Annotated in this window: 17 protein-coding genes; 14 read left to right on the top strand and 3 right to left on the bottom strand. The window is 64.4% G+C overall.

What is annotated here, in order from left to right:
- The first annotated feature begins 9 nt into the window (after positions 1-9).
- The 6 genes from rpsH (at position 10) to ACO06X_RS06465 (ending at position 5,011) form a co-directional block, all read left to right on the top strand.
- Positions 10-405, top strand: a complete 396-nt coding sequence (gene rpsH, locus ACO06X_RS06490; protein WP_421839134.1) for a 30S ribosomal protein S8 — start codon at positions 10-12, stop codon at positions 403-405.
- On the top strand, positions 405-938 hold the full coding sequence (gene rplF / locus ACO06X_RS06485) for a 50S ribosomal protein L6 (RefSeq protein ID WP_421839133.1): 534 nt from the start codon (positions 405-407) through the stop codon (positions 936-938). The genes rpsH and rplF overlap by 1 nt, the downstream gene beginning before the upstream one ends.
- Positions 938-1,288, top strand: coding sequence for a 50S ribosomal protein L18 (rplR, locus tag ACO06X_RS06480; protein ID WP_421839132.1), 351 nt, complete (start codon positions 938-940; stop codon positions 1,286-1,288). The genes rplF and rplR overlap by 1 nt, the downstream gene beginning before the upstream one ends.
- Position 1,289: 1 nt before the next feature.
- Positions 1,290-2,021 (top strand): 30S ribosomal protein S5, encoded by a 732-nt coding sequence (gene rpsE, locus ACO06X_RS06475; RefSeq protein WP_298164279.1) that lies wholly within the window; start codon positions 1,290-1,292, stop codon positions 2,019-2,021.
- Between the two features lie 5 nt (positions 2,022-2,026).
- Complete coding sequence (gene rpmD / locus ACO06X_RS06470; RefSeq protein ID WP_298164281.1) at positions 2,027-2,203, top strand: 50S ribosomal protein L30; 177 nt, start codon at positions 2,027-2,029, stop codon at positions 2,201-2,203.
- Positions 2,204-2,494: 291 nt separating this feature from the next.
- On the top strand, positions 2,495-5,011 hold the full coding sequence (locus ACO06X_RS06465; protein ID WP_421839131.1) for a TonB-dependent receptor: 2,517 nt from the start codon (positions 2,495-2,497) through the stop codon (positions 5,009-5,011).
- A gap of 60 nt (positions 5,012-5,071) precedes the next feature.
- On the opposite strand, the gene ACO06X_RS06460 is transcribed toward ACO06X_RS06465, so the two are convergent.
- Both ACO06X_RS06460 and ACO06X_RS06455 read right to left on the bottom strand, forming a co-directional pair.
- The gene (locus ACO06X_RS06460; protein WP_421839130.1) at positions 5,072-6,565 is read right to left on the bottom strand and encodes a DUF4139 domain-containing protein; all 1,494 of its coding nucleotides are present in this window, start codon (positions 6,563-6,565) and stop codon (positions 5,072-5,074) included.
- Positions 6,566-6,636: 71 nt separating this feature from the next.
- Positions 6,637-8,157 (bottom strand): DUF4139 domain-containing protein, encoded by a 1,521-nt coding sequence (locus ACO06X_RS06455; protein WP_421839129.1) that lies wholly within the window; start codon positions 8,155-8,157, stop codon positions 6,637-6,639.
- A gap of 167 nt (positions 8,158-8,324) precedes the next feature.
- On the opposite strand from ACO06X_RS06455, the gene rplO reads away from it, so the two are divergent.
- The 4 genes from rplO to ACO06X_RS06435 all read left to right on the top strand — a co-directional run bounded on the left by rplO (position 8,325) and on the right by ACO06X_RS06435 (position 12,189).
- Positions 8,325-8,855, top strand: coding sequence for a 50S ribosomal protein L15 (gene rplO, locus ACO06X_RS06450; RefSeq protein ID WP_421839128.1), 531 nt, complete (start codon positions 8,325-8,327; stop codon positions 8,853-8,855).
- Positions 8,856-9,034: 179 nt separating this feature from the next.
- Positions 9,035-10,402, top strand: a complete 1,368-nt coding sequence (gene secY, locus ACO06X_RS06445; RefSeq protein WP_421839127.1) for a preprotein translocase subunit SecY — start codon at positions 9,035-9,037, stop codon at positions 10,400-10,402.
- Between the two features lie 70 nt (positions 10,403-10,472).
- Positions 10,473-11,117, top strand: a complete 645-nt coding sequence (locus ACO06X_RS06440) for an adenylate kinase (protein WP_421839126.1) — start codon at positions 10,473-10,475, stop codon at positions 11,115-11,117.
- Positions 11,118-11,166: 49 nt separating this feature from the next.
- Positions 11,167-12,189, top strand: coding sequence for an SRPBCC family protein (locus ACO06X_RS06435; RefSeq protein ID WP_421839125.1), 1,023 nt, complete (start codon positions 11,167-11,169; stop codon positions 12,187-12,189).
- Between the two features lie 28 nt (positions 12,190-12,217).
- On the opposite strand, the gene ACO06X_RS06430 is transcribed toward ACO06X_RS06435, so the two are convergent.
- Positions 12,218-13,501, bottom strand: a complete 1,284-nt coding sequence (locus ACO06X_RS06430; protein WP_421839124.1) for an MFS transporter — start codon at positions 13,499-13,501, stop codon at positions 12,218-12,220.
- A gap of 394 nt (positions 13,502-13,895) precedes the next feature.
- Here ACO06X_RS06430 and rpsM point away from each other — a divergent pair, with 394 nt between their 5' ends.
- The 4 genes from rpsM to rplQ all read left to right on the top strand — a co-directional run bounded on the left by rpsM (position 13,896) and on the right by rplQ (position 16,436).
- Positions 13,896-14,264, top strand: coding sequence for a 30S ribosomal protein S13 (gene rpsM / locus ACO06X_RS06425; RefSeq protein WP_421839123.1), 369 nt, complete (start codon positions 13,896-13,898; stop codon positions 14,262-14,264).
- A 54-nt stretch (positions 14,265-14,318) separates the two neighbouring features.
- Complete coding sequence (gene rpsK, locus ACO06X_RS06420; protein WP_008065643.1) at positions 14,319-14,708, top strand: 30S ribosomal protein S11; 390 nt, start codon at positions 14,319-14,321, stop codon at positions 14,706-14,708.
- Between the two features lie 121 nt (positions 14,709-14,829).
- Positions 14,830-15,894, top strand: coding sequence for a DNA-directed RNA polymerase subunit alpha (locus tag ACO06X_RS06415; RefSeq protein WP_421839122.1), 1,065 nt, complete (start codon positions 14,830-14,832; stop codon positions 15,892-15,894).
- 116 nt (positions 15,895-16,010) lie between these two features.
- Positions 16,011-16,436, top strand: a complete 426-nt coding sequence (gene rplQ / locus ACO06X_RS06410) for a 50S ribosomal protein L17 (RefSeq protein ID WP_298164085.1) — start codon at positions 16,011-16,013, stop codon at positions 16,434-16,436.
- The last annotated feature ends 233 nt before the right edge of the window (positions 16,437-16,669 follow it).

Here is a 16,669-nt window from a genome sequence, read left to right as displayed (position 1 = left end):
GATCACGAAATGGCATTGACCGATCCCCTGGGTGATATGCTCACCCGTATCCGCAACGGCCAGCAGGCGAAGAAGGACTCGGTCCTTTCGCCCGCTTCCAAGCTGCGTCTCCATGTGCTCGAGGTTCTCCAGCGCGAGGGCTACATCCGCGGTTTCACGGAGGACGCCATTGGCGCCCACCCGCAGCTGCGCATCGAGCTGAAGTATTTCGAAGGCCAGCCTGCGATCAAGCACGTTGCCCGTGTCTCGAAGCCGGGCCGCCGCGTCTACTCGGGTTCCAAGGAACTCCCGGTGGTCCGCAACGGCCTTGGCATCACCATCGTCTCGACGCCGAAGGGCGTGCTTTCGGATGCCGAAGCACGCGCTGCGAACGTTGGCGGCGAAGTGCTGGCGGAGGTGTTCTGATGAGCCGCATCGGCAAGAAGCCGGTGACGATCCCCAGCGGCGTCACCGCGGATATCGCGAACGGCGTGATCACCGTGAAGGGCCCCAAGGGCACTCTCACCCTGAGCATGCGTGAAGAGATCAGCTACACGGTCGATGGCGATGCCATCATCGTGAAGCCGGCGAATGACACCAAGGCCGCTCGGGCGTTCTGGGGCATGCAGCGCACGCTCGTGGACAACCTGGTGACCGGCGTGACCGAGGGCTACACCAAGACCCTCAACATCACCGGTGTCGGTTACCGCGCAGCGGCTCAGGGTTCCAACCTGAAGCTGCAGCTCGGCTACAGCCACGATGTCGATTTCACGATCCCCGAGGGTATCGAGATCAAGACCCCTGACAACACCACGGTGCTGATCTCGGGTATCGACAAGCAGAAGGTCGGCCAGGTGGCCGCCGAGATCCGTCGCTGGCGCAAGCCCGAACCCTACAAGGGCAAGGGTATCAAGTACGCTGGCGAGTTCATCTTCCGCAAGGAAGGGAAGAAGAAGTAATGGCCAAGCTCTCGCTCTTCGATCGCCGCCGCCAGCGCGTCCGTACCGCGCTCAAGGCTCGTTCCGGTGGCCGTCCGCGGCTGTCGGTGCACCGTTCCGGCCGTCACATCTACGCGCAGATCATCGACGACGCCGCGGGCACGACGCTCGCTGCCGCCTCCAGCCTCGTCAAGGGCCAGAAGTCGGTCGGCGCAACGGTTGATGCCGCCGCGCAGGTTGGCAAGGACATTGCCGAACGCGCCAAGGCTGCCGGCATCACCACTGTCGTGTTTGATCGCGGCGGCTTCCTGTTCCACGGTCGCGTCAAGGCGCTGGCCGACGCTGCCCGCGAAAACGGGCTGGAGTTCTAAGATGGCTGACGAAACCAACCTGGATGGCGTTGTCGCCCCCGAAGCAGCTGCTGCCGAGGCTCCCCGCGAGGGCCGTGGTCCCCGCAATGATCGTGGCCCCGGCCGTGGTCGTGGTGGCAACGACCGTGGCGGTGAACGCGGTGGCCGTGGTCGCCGTGATGATCGTAATGGCCGTGGCGGCCGTGACGATGACGGCGGTGAAGAGCTGATCGAAAAGCTCGTCCACATCAACCGCGTGTCCAAGACCGTCAAGGGCGGCAAGCGCTTTGGTTTCGCCGCGCTCGTTGTGGTCGGCGATGGCAAGGGCCGTGTCGGCTTCGGCCATGGCAAGGCGCGCGAAGTGCCGGAAGCGATCACCAAGGCGACGGCTTCGGCCAAGAAGACCATGGTCCGCATCCCGCTGAAGGAAGGCCGCACACTGCATCACGACGGCAAGGGCCGTTTCGGTGCCGGCAAGGTCAACCTCCGCTCGGCGCCTGCCGGTACCGGCATCATCGCTGGTGGCCCGATGCGCGCCGTGTTCGAGAGCCTCGGCGTTCATGACGTTGTCACCAAGTCGGTCGGCACTTCGAACCCGTACAACATGATCCGCGCAACGTTCGACGCGCTCACCGATCAGACCAGCCCCAAGTCGGTTGCGCAGCGTCGCGGCAAGAAGATTGCCGACCTGCTCGGTCGTGGCGGTGCGGCTCCGGTTGAGGCCGAGGCCGAAGCCGCGGCCATCGTGGAGTAATCGATATGGCAAAGATCAAGCTGAAGCAGATCGGTTCGCCGATCCGTCGTCCGGAAAGCCAGAAGCAGATCCTCATCGGTCTGGGCTTGGGCAAGATGCACCGCGTGGTGGAGTTGGAAGACACCGCTGAAGTCCGTGGTGCGATTGCCAAGCTGCCGCACATGGTGGCCGTGGTCGACTGACCTAGTTCCCGTCCGGTTGGATGGGTCACAAACAGGAAACAAGGCCTCGGTAGTGATACCGGGGCCTTTTTCGTGCTCGCCGATACTGATCTATAACTTTATCATAAGTTACTCGATATGCTGCGAATATGGCTCTTTGGGTCATGTCGTTCGTAGTAATCCTGTCACTTTCGCGTGCTCTGAGCGGGGCCATGCGGAGGCGGGCGATCTACTCTCGTTACCAGGCTGGTGGCCCTCGATGGGTGCCGTTCTCCGCGCCGGATCAATCGATCCCCAATCGGAGAAAACGAGATGCGCTTCCACCCCTCCCTTCTTGCTGCGGCCAGCCCGATTGCGATCGGCGTAACCGCGCTGTGTTCGCCGGCGCTGGCGCAATCGACCGGCTCGGTTGATTTCGACAATGCGATCGTAGTCACCGGCACGCGCGGTACTCAGCAGGTCGCCGGCATTGCCTCTCCCGATACGCCCAAGGCAAAGGCCGTTCTGACGCAGGAAACCATCCAGCGCCAGAACCCTGGTCAGACCATTCTTGATACGATCAATTTGATCCCCGGCGTCAGCTTCCAGAACAACGACGCGTATGGTTCGGCCGGCGGCACGCTGAGCATCCGCGGTTTTGATTCGAGCCGCATCAGCCTGACTTTCGACGGCGTGCCGCTCAACGATTCGGGCAACTATGCGATCTATTCGAACCAGCAGCTCGATCCGGAGATCATTTCGGAGGTCAACGTCAACCTCGGCACGACCGACGTGGACAGCCCCACTGCGTCGGCCGTTGGCGGCACGGTCAACTATCGCAGCAAGACCCCTGACCACGACCTCGGCCTGCTCGTTTCAGGTTCGGTGGGCGAGTACAATTTCCGCCGTGGTTTTGTGAAGGTGGAAACCGGCGACCTGACTGCGAGCGGCACTCGCGCGTGGTTTTCCGCCAGCTCCGCCAAGAACGACAATCCCTTCAACAACTACGGCAAGGTCAACAAGCAGCAGTACAACGCCAAGCTCTATCAGCCGCTTGCCGGGGACGATTTCATCGCGATTGCCGCGCACTACAACCAGAACCGCAACAACTTCTTCGGCTCGCTACCGCTGCGTAACGATGCCAACCGCACTGTCGGTTCGGGCTCGGGCAATCGCTTCCCAAGCAATTCCGACGAGCGCGGCTATGCGGTCAATTATCCTTGCACCGTTGCCCTCGGCGTGACGGGCAAGGCGGACGCCACCAGCACTTGCGGCACCGAATTCGATCGCCGCTATAACCCCTCCAACACCGGCAACGTGCGCATTTCCTCGCGCTTCACGCTGGCCGATCACCTCGTCCTCACGGTCGATCCGAGCTACCAGTGGGTCAAGGCCAATGGCGGCGGCACCGTGACCGGCCTTGAAAGCACCCGCACCATTGCCGGAACGAGCTACACCGGCTTCCTTGGCGGGCGGTACTACTTCGGCAAGGATCTTAACGGCGATGGCGATTCGCTGGATTCGGTCACGCTCCTCGCGCCCAGCCACACCCAGACCGGGCGCATCGGCCTCATTGCCAGCCTCAGGTGGGATATCGATCCGACCAACACGGTGCGCATCGCCTATACCTATGACCGCGCGCGCCACCGCCAGACCGGCGAGGTGGGCACCCTGCAGTTCGACGGTGAGCCGACGGACGTATTCCCCATCAACAAGCCGCTGACCGGAGCCAACGGCGTGGTCGTCGAAAAGCGCGACCGCCTCTCATTCGCCATCCTCCAGCAAGTCGCGGGCGAATACCGCGGCGAGTTCTTCGGCGGCAATCTCGTGGTCAACGCCGGGGTGCGGGCGCCCTTCTTCAAGCGCAACCTGACGAACTACTGCTTCGCCACCTCGGCCAGCGGCAACGTCGATTGCTTCGGGCAGGATGCCACACTCAATGCGGCCTATGCCGCTGCCAATCCCTATTCCTTCAACAGCACCACGAACAAGATCACCGGCGTTGCGCCACCGCAGCAGCGCGTGTTCAACTTCAACCGGGTCCTGCCGAACGTCGGCTTCGTTTACCGGCTTGGCAGCGGCGTGAGCCTTTTTGCCAACTACTCGAAGGGCCTCTCGGTTCCCGGCACGGACAGCCTCTACAACGCCTTCGTGTTTCCGCTTGGCACCGAACAGGCGCAGCCGCGACCCGAGACGACCGACAACTTCGATGCCGGCGTGCGCTATCGCACCGGCAAGGTTCAGGGTGAGATCTCGGGCTTCTACAACAAGTTCAAGGACCGTCTCGCCAGCGCCTACGATCCCGAACTCGATACCACCGTCCACCGCAACCTCGGCAACGTGAAGAAGTACGGCTTCGACGGGTATGTGTCGTACCAGCCGATCCCGGCGATCAGCCTCTACGCCTTCGCCAGCGCGATCAAGTCCGAGATCCAGAACGATGTGCAGGTCAATGCGACCACGTTTGCGGCGACTGCAGGCAAGCGCGAATCCGGCATCCCGACGTATTCGTATGGCGGCGCGATCCGTGGCTCGGTCGGGCCGTTCGATCTTGGCGTGACGGCGAAGCGCACTGGTCCGCGCTATTACAACGATGAGAACCTTCCCGTGGTTTCGGGCGGGAACGAAGTCTATCCGGCGCAGATCCCGGCCTATACCTTCGTCAATCTCGATGCGCGCTTCAATCTCAAGGGCATCGGCCGCGGGAGCTACCTGCAGCTCAACGTCTACAACCTGTTCGACTCGTTCTCGGTCGGCGGCGTGGGCGGCACATTGCTCCACACCGCTACCTACTTCGCGCAGATCGGCGCTCCGCGCACGATCAGCGGGACGCTCGTCGTCGGCTTCTGACCGGGGGCAGGGGAGGGCTGCGACCTCCCATCGGAACCGGCCCGGACGAGAGCGCCATGCTCAGTTCGGGTCGGTCACCCGGTAGCGCAAGGTGGCCTTGCCTTCGGCCGGTACGCTCACCGTCCAGGTCGGCCGGCCGAACTTGCGCGTGAGGCGCGTGGACGGGCGCTCGAGCTTTTCCCCGTCACCGAGGCGTACATTTCCCTCAAACGTCAATGACCAGGGATTGGCATTGCTCACCTTGGCCTCATAGTCGGTCCAGTTCTTGCCAGAGCCGGTTTCCGTCACGGCGACATGGACTTGCGGGGAGGTGCCGAGCGTCACCTCGACATCCTCGTCCACGGCATAGTCGCGCATGCCGCCCTGGCCGACGAGCAGCAGATCGCCGCCATGCGGCTCGAACACCGCGACCGGTCCGCCCGGTAGCGCCACGCCCAGCCCGTCTTCCTTGCGGTTGCGGGTGCGCAGTTTGATCACGGCATTGCCATCCATAGAGGGCCAGAGATCGGCGGTGTGCCAGGTCTTGAACTTCACGGCCTTGAGCTCGTGCATCGCCACCTGCTTCTGCGCATTGGCGGCCACCGTGGTCGGGATCGGCACGCGGTAGAGCTTGAGATCGCCAAGCCCTTCCTCTGTCACCTTGATCGGCGCGGCCTGCATGATGTCCGCCCGCCGCTGCGCCGTTACGACAATGTCGGCCGCCTCCATCATCATGACCGGTGCCGGCGCTGGCGGTGGCGGTGGTGGCGCCACCATTGGCGCCGGAACTTGCGGGCGCAGGTAGCAATGCAGTACCAGGTCGTCGTCCTGCTCCTGCTGGTCTTCGCGCGCATCTTCGCGGTCCAGCTTGCCGCCGACAACTGCCGTGCCGGCATCGACAAAGCTGGTGGGATCGCTGCTGGCCAGCGTCACCCATGCCATCACGTCCGCCTTGCCGGTTGCCGGGTTCAGCCGCACGACGTAATTCGTCTGCCAGTCAAAGCCCCATGCAAGGTAGGAGAGCGTGATCGTCGCACGCCGCGCCGCCGTGCTTTCGGTGCGCACCGATAGCGTCGGCTTGGCGGAAAGCCCCTCGGGCACCTCGGTATAGACGAGCGCGTCGGATATCCCGCGCCCGCAATCGGCGATCTCGAAGCCGTCCCTCGTCTGCACGATCGCCGCGCCGTCGGGGGCGGAGCGGATCACCGCGCGCTCCTCGGTCAGCGTACCCTTGCCATCCTTTCCGCGCTGGCGGCGCAGGATCACCGGGCGGCCATAGGCGCGGGCATAGAGATTGCGCGCCGAAAGCAGTTCGGCATCGAGGTTCTTTTCCCGCACGCCCGAAGGCAGGCCCGCGACCAGCGCGGATTCGGGCAGGATGCCGCCGGCTACGCCTTCGAAGCGGATCGTCGCACCGCCTGCGGGAATGTCCACGGTGCGGGTCTCGGTGATCAGCGCATAGCCTTCGAGCCAGTTCAGATTCATCGCGGTATCGGCATCACGGTCGGGCGCACGGTAGATCGTGACGCCCACCGCATCCGGCCCGGCGGAGAGCACGGTCGGTTCGCCTGCCACCGCAGCAGCGGGCGCAGCAAGATACAGCGCCAGGGCTGCAAGAGAGTACGCGCGCCGCACCGCCGCCGCGCTCAATACCGCGTGTCGAACTGGACGGTGAGGGTGGTCTCGCCATTGGCCGGCACGTCGAGCGTCCATGTCCGCTCGTCGAGCGTGCGCTGCGTACCCTTGACGGTTTCCGAAGGCACTCGCGTGTCGCTCCACCAGTTGTCGAGCCCGGCCTGTACCAGCTCCACTTTCACCGGCGCGGGCCGCGCATTGGTCACCTTGTAGGTCATCGTGGTGCGCCAGTAGACTTTCTGCCGCTCGACCGTCACGTCATCGGTCTTGCCGTTCACGGTGATCCGCCAGCGACCGGTTCTCTCCCATTCGTCCGCCGTGATCGTCTCACGCTTCTGCACCGTGGGCTGGACTTTCACGTCGAACGCCTCGCCGGTCCGCAGCGAAAGCGTCGATCCCATCGGCGTGTGGTCGATCGATTTTTCGCCGATGAACTGCGGCGCCCCGCGCGCATCGCGCATATAGACGCGCACTGTGCCCGCCGGCAGCGCATCGCCCACGCCGCTTTCCTTGGCGGTCGAAAGCTTGAGAACGGTTGCGAAGCTCTGCGCCTCATCCGATGCGCCCAGCCAGCCGTTGCGGAAATAGTATCCCTTGCTTGCAGGAGCCCCCGCAACATCGAGGAAACTCACCTGCTTCTGCTGGGCATTGGCCACGGTGGTGCGCGCGGAGATGGGATAGACATAGTAATCGCCCAGTCGCTCGCGGTTGGCGCTCTGGGTGCCAGGCACGAAGTCGACCTGCCGCTGGATGGGCCGCCGCCCGCCGCCGTACTGGTTGTTGTCCTGCCCCGGGCTTCCCGCCACCAGCAGCACGCGGGCATTGGGGAAGCTGGTGCCGGTGTTGTTCGTCAGCGTGATCCAGCCCTGCAGGTCCATCTTGCCCGCCGCTTCGTCGAACAGCGCGACATAATCGGCCTTCCAGCCGAAGCCGGAGGAGAGATAGCTCAGCATGACCGGGCGCGGACCGGCATTCGCGGCATTGAGCGTGATCGATAGCGTCGGCCGCGCGCGCAAGCTGGGCGGCAAGCCGGAAAACAGGATCCGCGCGCCATAGCTTTCGAGCACTTCGATGCGGTCCCCGATCCGCACGATCGTTCCGCCGTTGTTGGCCAGCACCGTCGCCTGCTCACGCGTTTCCACGCCCGTGGCCGGATTGGTGCGCACCAACGTCACCGTTTGACCCACCGCCTTGTCGAGCAGTTTATCGGGTGAGAGCAGGTCATAATCGAAGTTCTGCTCGACGATCCCGGCATCGCCGCTGCCCAGCGTCACCGTCTCGGGCCGGATCATCGCCGAGACATCGGGAAATTCCTGTCGGCTCGTCCCCCTCGTCAGGGTGATCTGCCGCTTGTCCTGCACCAGCGCGAGATCGTTGTTGTAGATGGTGAGCGAGACGTCGCCCTGGCTTGAACCCAGGGGCGCCGAGCCGGACGGCGCGACGCTTTGCGCGGCGAGGGGGGTGGCGAGGGGGAAGGGCAGTGTAGCTGCAAGGCTCAGCACCATGAGGCGGACATGCTTGCTTTTGGCCATCGGGTTCCTCTCGCGCGTGTTTTCTTTTCCTGCGCAACAGGTCTATCCGAGGCGCCGATCCTTGGAAAGCAGCCGATTGTCCCGATACGTGCGTGACATTCCTGCCCGCTTCGCCTAAGGGCCCACCTCCCATCAGCGCGACTCAAAGCGAAAGCGAGTGCTACGACATGACCAAGCTTAACGAACTCTCCGACAATTATGGCGCCCGCAAGAGCCGCATGCGCGTGGGCCGCGGCATCGGCTCCGGCAAGGGCAAGACCGCAGGGCGCGGCCAGAAGGGTGCCAAGGCACGCTCGGGCGTCTCGGTCAACGGGTTCGAAGGCGGCCAGATGCCGCTCCACATGCGCATCCCGAAGCGCGGCTTCAACAACATCTTCGCCAAGGACTTCGCCGAAGTGAACCTCGGCATGATCCAGAAGGCGATCGACGCCGGCAAGCTCAGCGCCGATGGCGTGATCGACCATGCCGCGCTCAAGGCCGCCGGCCTCGCGCGTGGCGGCAAGGACGGCGTGCGCCTCCTCGCCAAGGGTGAACTCACCACCAAGGCCAGCTTCCACGTCGAAGGCGTCAGCAAGGGCGCCCGCGCTGCGGTCGAAGCGCTCGGCGGCGCGGTGACCCTGCCCGAGGCAGCACCCAGCGAGCACGAGAAGAAGACGGTTCGCCGCGAAGCCAACAAGGTGGCGAAGGCCGCCAAGTAAGGCATGCAGCGCATGCGGGGGCCGGGGAAACCTGGCCCCCGTTTGCGTCTCGGCTCTCCCGCGCCGATAAATCGCTGAACGGGGGTTCGACATTGCCGAACCCTCCCTATATGGGCTAGCCACATAGGCACTGCGGCACCGCTTGCAGTCAGCCCAGCAGCAAGGCTTGAAACCCGAACATGGCATCCCGCGCCGACAACATCGCCAGCACGCTAAACCTGGCCAATTTCTCGAAGGCGACCGAACTCAAGTCGCGCATCTGGTTCACCGTGGGCGCGCTCGTCGTGTTCCGCTTCATGAGCTTTGTGCCGCTGCCCGGCGTCAACCCGATGATCCTGGAAGAGCTTTACAAGCGCACGCAGGGCGGTGTTCTCGATATCTTCAACGCCTTCTCGGGCGGTTCGCTCCAGCGCATGAGCCTCATCGCGCTCGGCGTGATGCCCTACATCACCGCCTCGATCGTCGTGCAGCTCGCGTCCTCGCTCCATCCCGCGCTCGCCGCGCTCAAGAAGGAAGGCGAAAGCGGGCGCAAGAAGCTCAACCAGTACACCCGCTACGGCGCGGTGTTCCTCACCGCGATCCAGGGCTGGTTCCTCGCCGTCGGGCTTGAGGCATTCAGCGCCTCGAGCGGCCTGCAGGCGGTGGTTGATCCCGGCTACCTGTTCCGCGTCGGTGCGGTTATCAGCCTCATCGGCGGCACCATGTTCCTGCTCTGGCTGGGCGAGCAGATCACCAGCCGCGGCATCGGCAACGGCACTTCGCTGATCATCATGGCCGGGATCGTGGCGCAGATGCCCACGTTCTTCGGCAACCTCTTCGAGCAGGGCCGCACCGGCGCGACGAGCCCGATCTTCATCGCCGGCATCGTCCTGTTGCTCGTTGGCGTCGTGATCTTCATCTGCTTCTTCGAGCGCGCCTCGCGCCGCCTGCTGATCCAGTATCCCAAGCGCGTTACCCAGCGCGGGATGATGGCGGCGGACCGCAGCCACCTGCCGCTGAAGCTCAACACCGCAGGCGTGATCCCGCCGATCTTTGCCAGCTCGCTGCTGCTGCTGCCGCTGACGATCACGCAGTTCGCCGGCCGCTCGGTCTCGCCCGATAGCACCATGGGCCAGGTCATCGTCGGGCTGAACCAGTACCTCGGCCACGGCAAGCCCGTGTACATGATCCTCTATGCGCTCGGGATCCTGTTCTTCAGCTTCTTCTACACCGCGATCGTGTTCAATCCGGAAGAGACGGCGGACAACCTCAAGCGCAATGGCGGGTTCATTCCCGGCATCCGTCCCGGCAAGAACACCGAGAAGTATCTCGATTACGTGCTGACCCGCATCACCGTGCTGGGCGCGGCCTATATCACCACGGTCTGCGTGGTGCCCGAGGCGATCATGGCGGAAACCGGCATGGGCTCGCTGTTCTTCGGGGGCACCAGCCTGCTCATCGTGGTCAACGTGACCGTGGATACGATCACCCAGATCCAGTCGCATCTGCTGGCGCACCAGTATGGCGACCTCATCAAGAAGGCCAAGCTTAAGGGGCGCACGCGCTGAACGACGGTCCGCACCTCTGTCTTGAGCAGGGTCGGACGGTGAGGCGGGCGGTTAAGAGGGGATTGCAGGCGTGAACATCATCCTGTTGGGGCCGCCGGGAGCCGGCAAGGGTACCCAGGCGCAGCGGCTTGTCGAGCGGCATGGCATGAAGCAGCTCTCGACGGGCGACATGCTGCGGGCCGCTGTCAAGGCGGGCACGCCGGTCGGCCTCAAGGCCAAGGCCGTCATGGAAGCGGGCGAGCTCGTCTCGGACGAGATCGTTTCGGCTCTAATCGGCGATGAACTCGATGCCATGCCCGCCGGCATGGGCGCCATCTTCGATGGCTACCCGCGCACCGCGCCGCAGGCGGAATCGCTCGATGCCATCCTCGCCTCGCGTGGCCGCACGCTCGATCACGTGATCGAGCTCGAGGTGAACGAAGACGCGCTCGTCGAACGCATCACCGGACGCTATACCTGCGCCACTTGCGGCAAGGGCTATCACGACACGTTCGAGAAGCCCGCCGTTGAAGGCACTTGCGACAAGTGCGGTGGCCATGAGTTCAAGCGCCGCCCGGACGACAACGAGGAAACCGTGCGCACGCGCTTGGCGGAATACCGCGCCAAGACCGCGCCGATCCTCCCCATCTACGAAACGCGCGGCATCGTTGCCCGCGTCGACGGAATGGCGGATATGGATGCCGTGACGGGTGCCATCGAGGCCATTCTCGTATAAAGACTTACGTCGGGGCACCTATACAGGTGCAAAGGCGGGGGTTTTGGACATGCGGTACATCGGGCGTGGGCTATGGGGCATGGGCCTCATCGTGGCTGGGCTCGCCCTTGCTGCCCCTGCCGCCCATGCCGAGGTAGTCTCCCGCACCGAGACGGGCTTCGTCGTTCGCCTCGCCAGCGAGGTCTCCGCAACGCCCGCCGAAGCGTGGAAAACCATCCTCACCCCCGCGCAATGGTGGCAAAGCCAGCACACCTTTTCGGGCGACGCGGCGAACCTCAGCCTCGATCCGCAAGTCGGCGGCTGCTTCTGCGAAGTCCTGCCGCGCCCCGATGGCGCTCCAGCCACCCAGAAGCCCGGCGGCGTGCAGCACATGCGCGTGATCTATATTGAGCCGCCTCGCGCGATGCGCCTCGTCGGCGCGCTCGGCCCCCTGCAGAGCGAGGCGCTTTCCGCGACGATGACGATCACGGTCAAGCCTACCGAAAAGGGCTCGCGCATCCTGTTCGAATATGTCGTTGGCGGCTTCATGCGCTACAAGGTCGACGAGATCGCGCCTGCGGTTGACCGCATGCTGACAGCGCAGCTCGCCAGCCTTGCCGGCAAGCTTGGACCGATTGCCGATCCGGCACCGAAGCCCGCGCCGGAAGGCGATGCCGCAGCCAAGGGCGAACCCGCGCCATCAGTCGAACCGCTCAAGGGCGCGGAAACCTTCAGCCTGCCGCCCAAAGGCGGCAAGCCTGCGCCAAAGGGCGGGGCCAAGCCTGAGGCAAAGCCGGCCCCCAAGCCTGACGCAGCACCTGCTCCCGCACCCGCCACCGCCGCAACCAAAACCGCTGCAACTCCCGCGCCTGCCGCGAAAGCACCGGTCAAGGCGGGCTATCTGCCGCCTGCGAAGTCTGTTGCTGCTGCGCCTGCAAAAACCCCTGCCAAGACGCCGGCAAAGGCTGCTGCCAGGCCGGGGACCAAACCTTCGACCAAGCCTGCCGCCAAGGCGCCTGATCCGGAGGTCGATGCCCACCGCGATGCCAATGCCGCCTTCGATGCGGCGCTGGGGGCAGCACCCGCTCCTTGATCGCGGGCAAACACGGCGCTGGAGCGGATCACCCCAGCCGCATGCTCCGCGCCCGCGCCACCAGCGCAGCGCACGCCGCCGCGAGGGAAATCGGGATCAGCAGCGCCACACCCGTGGCATAGCTCCCCGTCGCATCGGCCAGCACGCCCCAGGTGATCGGACCGAAAAAAGCGCCCCCTTGCGAGATCGTGTTGCCCATGGCGAGGCCCGCCGGCCGGTCGCCCTCGGGGATCAGGCGGCTGATTACTGCCAGCGGCAGCATCCCGGCTGTCTGCGCGGCCGCGATGAACACCACGTAGCCGCCGATCGTGCTCGCGCCTGATCCGCCCAGCCACAGCAGTGCGAGCCCCGCCGCCGCCAACGCCATGAAACCTGCATACGTCACCAGCGTGCGCGCCGTGGTCCGCCCCGCCAGCGCGCTCACCGACAGCAGCCCCAGCGCGATCGCGACACCGCCAACTGCGACCACCCGACCCACGCCTGCCGTATCGAGCCCGGTGCCTTGTGCCAGCAGTTTGGGGGCGGAAAACACGATCGCGTTGATCGCGACGTAGTTGAGCGCATTGGCCCCGCCCAGCAGCAGCACAAACGGATTGGTCAGCGCGCGCAGGAGGTTGTGCGAAGGCGCACCCGCAGCGGCCGCCTCGCGCCGCAGTACGCCGTTCAGCCAGGCGCGTTCCGCATCGCTCAGCCATGGCGCGGTTTCCGGTCGGTCGGGCAGCGCGGCGATCAGCACCAGCGCGAGCAGCACCGATGGTATCCCTTCCACGATCAGCAGCCACTGCCAGCCCTGAACGCCCATCGCCCCGTCGAGCGCGAGAAGCGGCGCGGCAATGCTGCCCATCACCACGTAGGAAAGCGGCAGCGCAATGTAGAACCGGCTGATCGCCCAGGCGCGGTGTTCGCCCGGAAACCAGGTGGAAAGGTAGAGGATCACGCCCGGATAAAAGCCCGCCTCTGCGACGCCCAGCGCAAAGCGCATCGCATAGAACTGCCAGGGCGTGTGGACGAAGGCGGTGAGTATCGAGATCAGCCCCCAGGTGAGCATGATCCGCGCGAGCCAGACCCGGGCTCCGAACCGCGCAAGCAGCAGGTTGGACGGCACTTCGAGCAGCGAATAGCCGAGGAAGAAGGCCGAGGCGCCAATCCCGTAGATCGTCTCGCTGAAGCCGAGGTCGGCATTCATCGTCTTGGCGGCAAAACTGATGTTCGAACGGTCGACCACCGCCACGAAGTAGCTCAGCAGGATCAGCGGCAGCGTGCGCCAGGCAATCCTTCGGAACAGCGTACGCTCGTTTACTTCAGCCGCCATGCATGATCGCCCCCGCCTTGCCCCGCCGCAACGCTAGCAGGGCAGGTCGAAACAACAAGCAGACGGGCCGGTCAGATTGATCCGATCCAGCAGAGCCCTTTGACCTTGTCCGGCCAATACGGTATAATCCTCCATCATCATTGCACGGCCGTGCCCCAGAGGCGCGCGGGCCACGCTTTGGCGCGTCTTAGTGGTTGACGCTTAATTCGAATCGTCCTAAGCGCGCCATTCACTCGATACGGCAAGGGCTTTGGCGTCGGTTGGGAATCCTTGATTTTCTTGGGTTCCTTCTGGCGAGGCTGCTTTAGTTCAACCGGGTGAATCGCGATGAGATGGGGTTTGGCCCGGCGCTTCCAGCGCTGCCGCCTTCGCCCTGTGGAGCATGGAGAAACAAGTGGCTCGTATTGCCGGGGTCAATATCCCCACCAACAAGCGCGTGATCATTGCGCTGACCTACATTCACGGAATCGGTGCGCACAAGGCCAAGCAGATCGCCGACAAGCTCGGTATCGATCACGCCCGCCGTGTGCAGGATCTGTCGGACGCCGAAGTGCTTCAGATCCGTGAGGCGATTGACGCCGATCATACCGTGGAAGGCGATCTTCGCCGGGAAACCGCGATGAACATCAAGCGCCTGATGGACCTGGCCTGCTACCGCGGCCTGCGTCACCGCAAGGGTCTGCCCGTTCGCGGTCAGCGCACCCACACCAACGCCCGCACCCGCAAGGGCAAGGCTAAGGCGATCGCCGGCAAGAAGAAGTAAGGCGGCCTCCAGGCCCCGACTTCGCAGCAACTTATTTCGACAGGATTTCAGAAAATGGCTCGCGAACCTCAGCGTATCAAGCGGCGGGAGCGCAAGAACATCACCAGTGGTGTCGCGCACGTCAATGCCAGCTTCAATAACACCATGATCACCATCACCGACGCGCAGGGCAACGCCATCTCGTGGTCGTCGGCTGGCATGATGGGCTTCAAGGGCAGCCGCAAGTCGACGCCCTATGCCGCGCAGGTCGCGGCTGACGACGCGGGCAAGAAGGCCGCCGAACACGGCGTTCGTACGCTCGAAGTCGAAGTTAAGGGCCCCGGTTCGGGCCGCGAAAGCGCGCTGCGCGCGCTGCAGGCGGTTGGCTTCACGATCACCGCGATCCGCGACGTGACGCCAATCCCGCACAACGGCGTGCGTCCTTCCAAGCGTCGCCGCGTCTGATCCTGCTTTTGGCGGGCGAAAGCGCGGGGCGCGTCCCGCGTTTCACGCCCGCCCGATATTCTGACCGGCATTGGCCTCGTCGCCAATCGCCGGTCTCCTCCGATAACCCTAGGGGAATTCCATGACTGTCAACATCAAGAACTGGCAGGAACTGAAGAAGCCCAACTCCCTCGAGATCAAGCCCGGCAACGATTCGAAGCGCCGCGCGACTTTCGTCGCCGAGCCGCTTGAGCGTGGCTTCGGTCTCACTCTCGGCAACGCGCTGCGTCGCGTGCTGCTCTCGTCGCTTCAGGGGGCGGCGGTTACCTCGATCAAGATCGAGAACGTGCTCCATGAATTCTCCTCGCTCGCCGGCGTGCGCGAGGACGTGACCGACATCGTGCTCAACGTGAAGCAGATCGCCATCCGCATGCAGGGCGAAGGCCCGAAGCGGCTTCAGCTTTCGGCCACCGGCCCGGGCGAAGTGAAGGCGGGCGACATCGCGGTGAGCGGCGACATCGAGGTCATGAACAAAGACCTCGTGATCTGCAACCTCGACGAGGGCGCGACGTTCAACATGGAACTGACGGCGGACACCGGCAAGGGCTACGTCCCCGCCGTGTCGAACCGTCCGATCGATGCGCCGATCGGGCTGATCCCGGTCGACTCGCTCTACTCGCCGGTCCGCCAGGTCTCCTACAAGATCGACAACGCCCGCATCGGCCAGGAGCTTGACTACGACAAGCTGAGCCTGATGGTCGAAACCGACGGCACCGTCACGCCGGAAGACGCGGTCGCTTATGCCGCGCGCATCCTGCAGGACCAGCTCTCGCTCTTCGTGCACTTCGACGATCAGCTGCCCACCGGCCATGTGCCGGCGATGGGTGGAGGGATGGCCGTCCACACGCCCGAGGAAAGCGACGCGAACCAGCTCAATCGCTACCTGCTCAAGAAGGTGGACGAACTCGAGCTTTCGGTCCGCTCGGCCAACTGCCTCAAGAACGACAACATCATTTACATCGGCGATCTCGTGCAGAAGACCGAAGCGGAGATGCTGCGCACGCCGAACTTCGGCCGCAAGTCGCTCAACGAAATCAAGGAAGTGCTTTCTTCGATGGGTCTGCGCCTCGGCATGGACATCCCCGGCTGGCCGCCTGAGAACATCGAAGAGATGGCCAAGAAGCTTGAGCAGGAACTGCTCGGCTAACTCGAAATTGGGGGCGCGTTCCGCAAGGGCGTGCCCCAACGGGTTCTTGGCGGCGACCCTGACAGCCGCCTGGTACGGGCTACCTGATACGGGCCCCTAACGAACGGAGAAGACCGATGCGTCACAAGCTGGGCCAGCGCAAGCTGGGTCGTACATCCTCGCACCGCCGCGCGCTGATGCGCAACATGGCGGCCGCGCTCATCAAGCACGAGCAGATCACCACCACGCTGCCCAAGGCGCGTGAACTGCGCCCCTACATCGAAAAGCTGATCACGCTCGGCAAGCATGGCGGACTTTCGAACCGCCGCCTCGCGCACGCCCGCCTGCTGGACGACGCGCAGCTCGGCAAGCTCTTCACCACCCTAGCCGAGCGCTATGCCGCCCGCGCCGGTGGCTACACCCGCATCATCAAGGCCGGTTACCGCGCCTCGGACGCTGCTCCGATGGCCGTGATCGAGCTGGTCGACCGTGACACCAGCGCAAAGGGCCTCGATTCCGGCCCGGTGCTGACCGCGGACGAAGACGAATACGAAGCGGCTTAAGGCCGCCGGATCCCGCAAGGGAAAAACTGGGGCGGAGCCGCAAGGCTCCGCCCTTTTCATTTGGATCCTGACCGCCGCGCCCACATCCCCGTTTTCCCCCAAAGGCGGGGAACCAGAACCGCACCGCACAACGCCGACCGGCCGGGCGGAACACCCCGATTCCCTGCCCATTCCTTCCGCTGCGCCACGTAAAAATTCGCTCTCGCCCACTCCCCCCGGTGGTGCTAACCTGT

This window comes from Novosphingobium sp. (assembly GCF_965229225.1).
In the GTDB taxonomy this organism is placed as follows: domain Bacteria; phylum Pseudomonadota; class Alphaproteobacteria; order Sphingomonadales; family Sphingomonadaceae; genus Novosphingobium.
This window is presented reverse-complemented; position numbering and strand designations above follow the sequence as displayed.

Coding starts and splice junctions, on each gene's coding strand:
- rpmD (WP_298164281.1), top strand. CDS start 2,027: ATGGCAAAGATCAAGCTGAAGCAGATCGGTTCGCCGATCCGTCGTCCG.
- rplO (WP_421839128.1), top strand. CDS start 8,325: ATGACCAAGCTTAACGAACTCTCCGACAATTATGGCGCCCGCAAGAGC.
- rpsH (WP_421839134.1), top strand. CDS start 10: ATGGCATTGACCGATCCCCTGGGTGATATGCTCACCCGTATCCGCAAC.
- rplF (WP_421839133.1), top strand. CDS start 405: ATGAGCCGCATCGGCAAGAAGCCGGTGACGATCCCCAGCGGCGTCACC.
- ACO06X_RS06455 (WP_421839129.1), bottom strand. CDS start 8,157: ATGGCCAAAAGCAAGCATGTCCGCCTCATGGTGCTGAGCCTTGCAGCT.
- ACO06X_RS06435 (WP_421839125.1), top strand. CDS start 11,167: ATGCGGTACATCGGGCGTGGGCTATGGGGCATGGGCCTCATCGTGGCT.
- rpsE (WP_298164279.1), top strand. CDS start 1,290: ATGGCTGACGAAACCAACCTGGATGGCGTTGTCGCCCCCGAAGCAGCT.
- rpsK (WP_008065643.1), top strand. CDS start 14,319: ATGGCTCGCGAACCTCAGCGTATCAAGCGGCGGGAGCGCAAGAACATC.
- ACO06X_RS06465 (WP_421839131.1), top strand. CDS start 2,495: ATGCGCTTCCACCCCTCCCTTCTTGCTGCGGCCAGCCCGATTGCGATC.
- rplR (WP_421839132.1), top strand. CDS start 938: ATGGCCAAGCTCTCGCTCTTCGATCGCCGCCGCCAGCGCGTCCGTACC.
- ACO06X_RS06415 (WP_421839122.1), top strand. CDS start 14,830: ATGACTGTCAACATCAAGAACTGGCAGGAACTGAAGAAGCCCAACTCC.
- secY (WP_421839127.1), top strand. CDS start 9,035: ATGGCATCCCGCGCCGACAACATCGCCAGCACGCTAAACCTGGCCAAT.
- rplQ (WP_298164085.1), top strand. CDS start 16,011: ATGCGTCACAAGCTGGGCCAGCGCAAGCTGGGTCGTACATCCTCGCAC.
- ACO06X_RS06430 (WP_421839124.1), bottom strand. CDS start 13,501: ATGGCGGCTGAAGTAAACGAGCGTACGCTGTTCCGAAGGATTGCCTGG.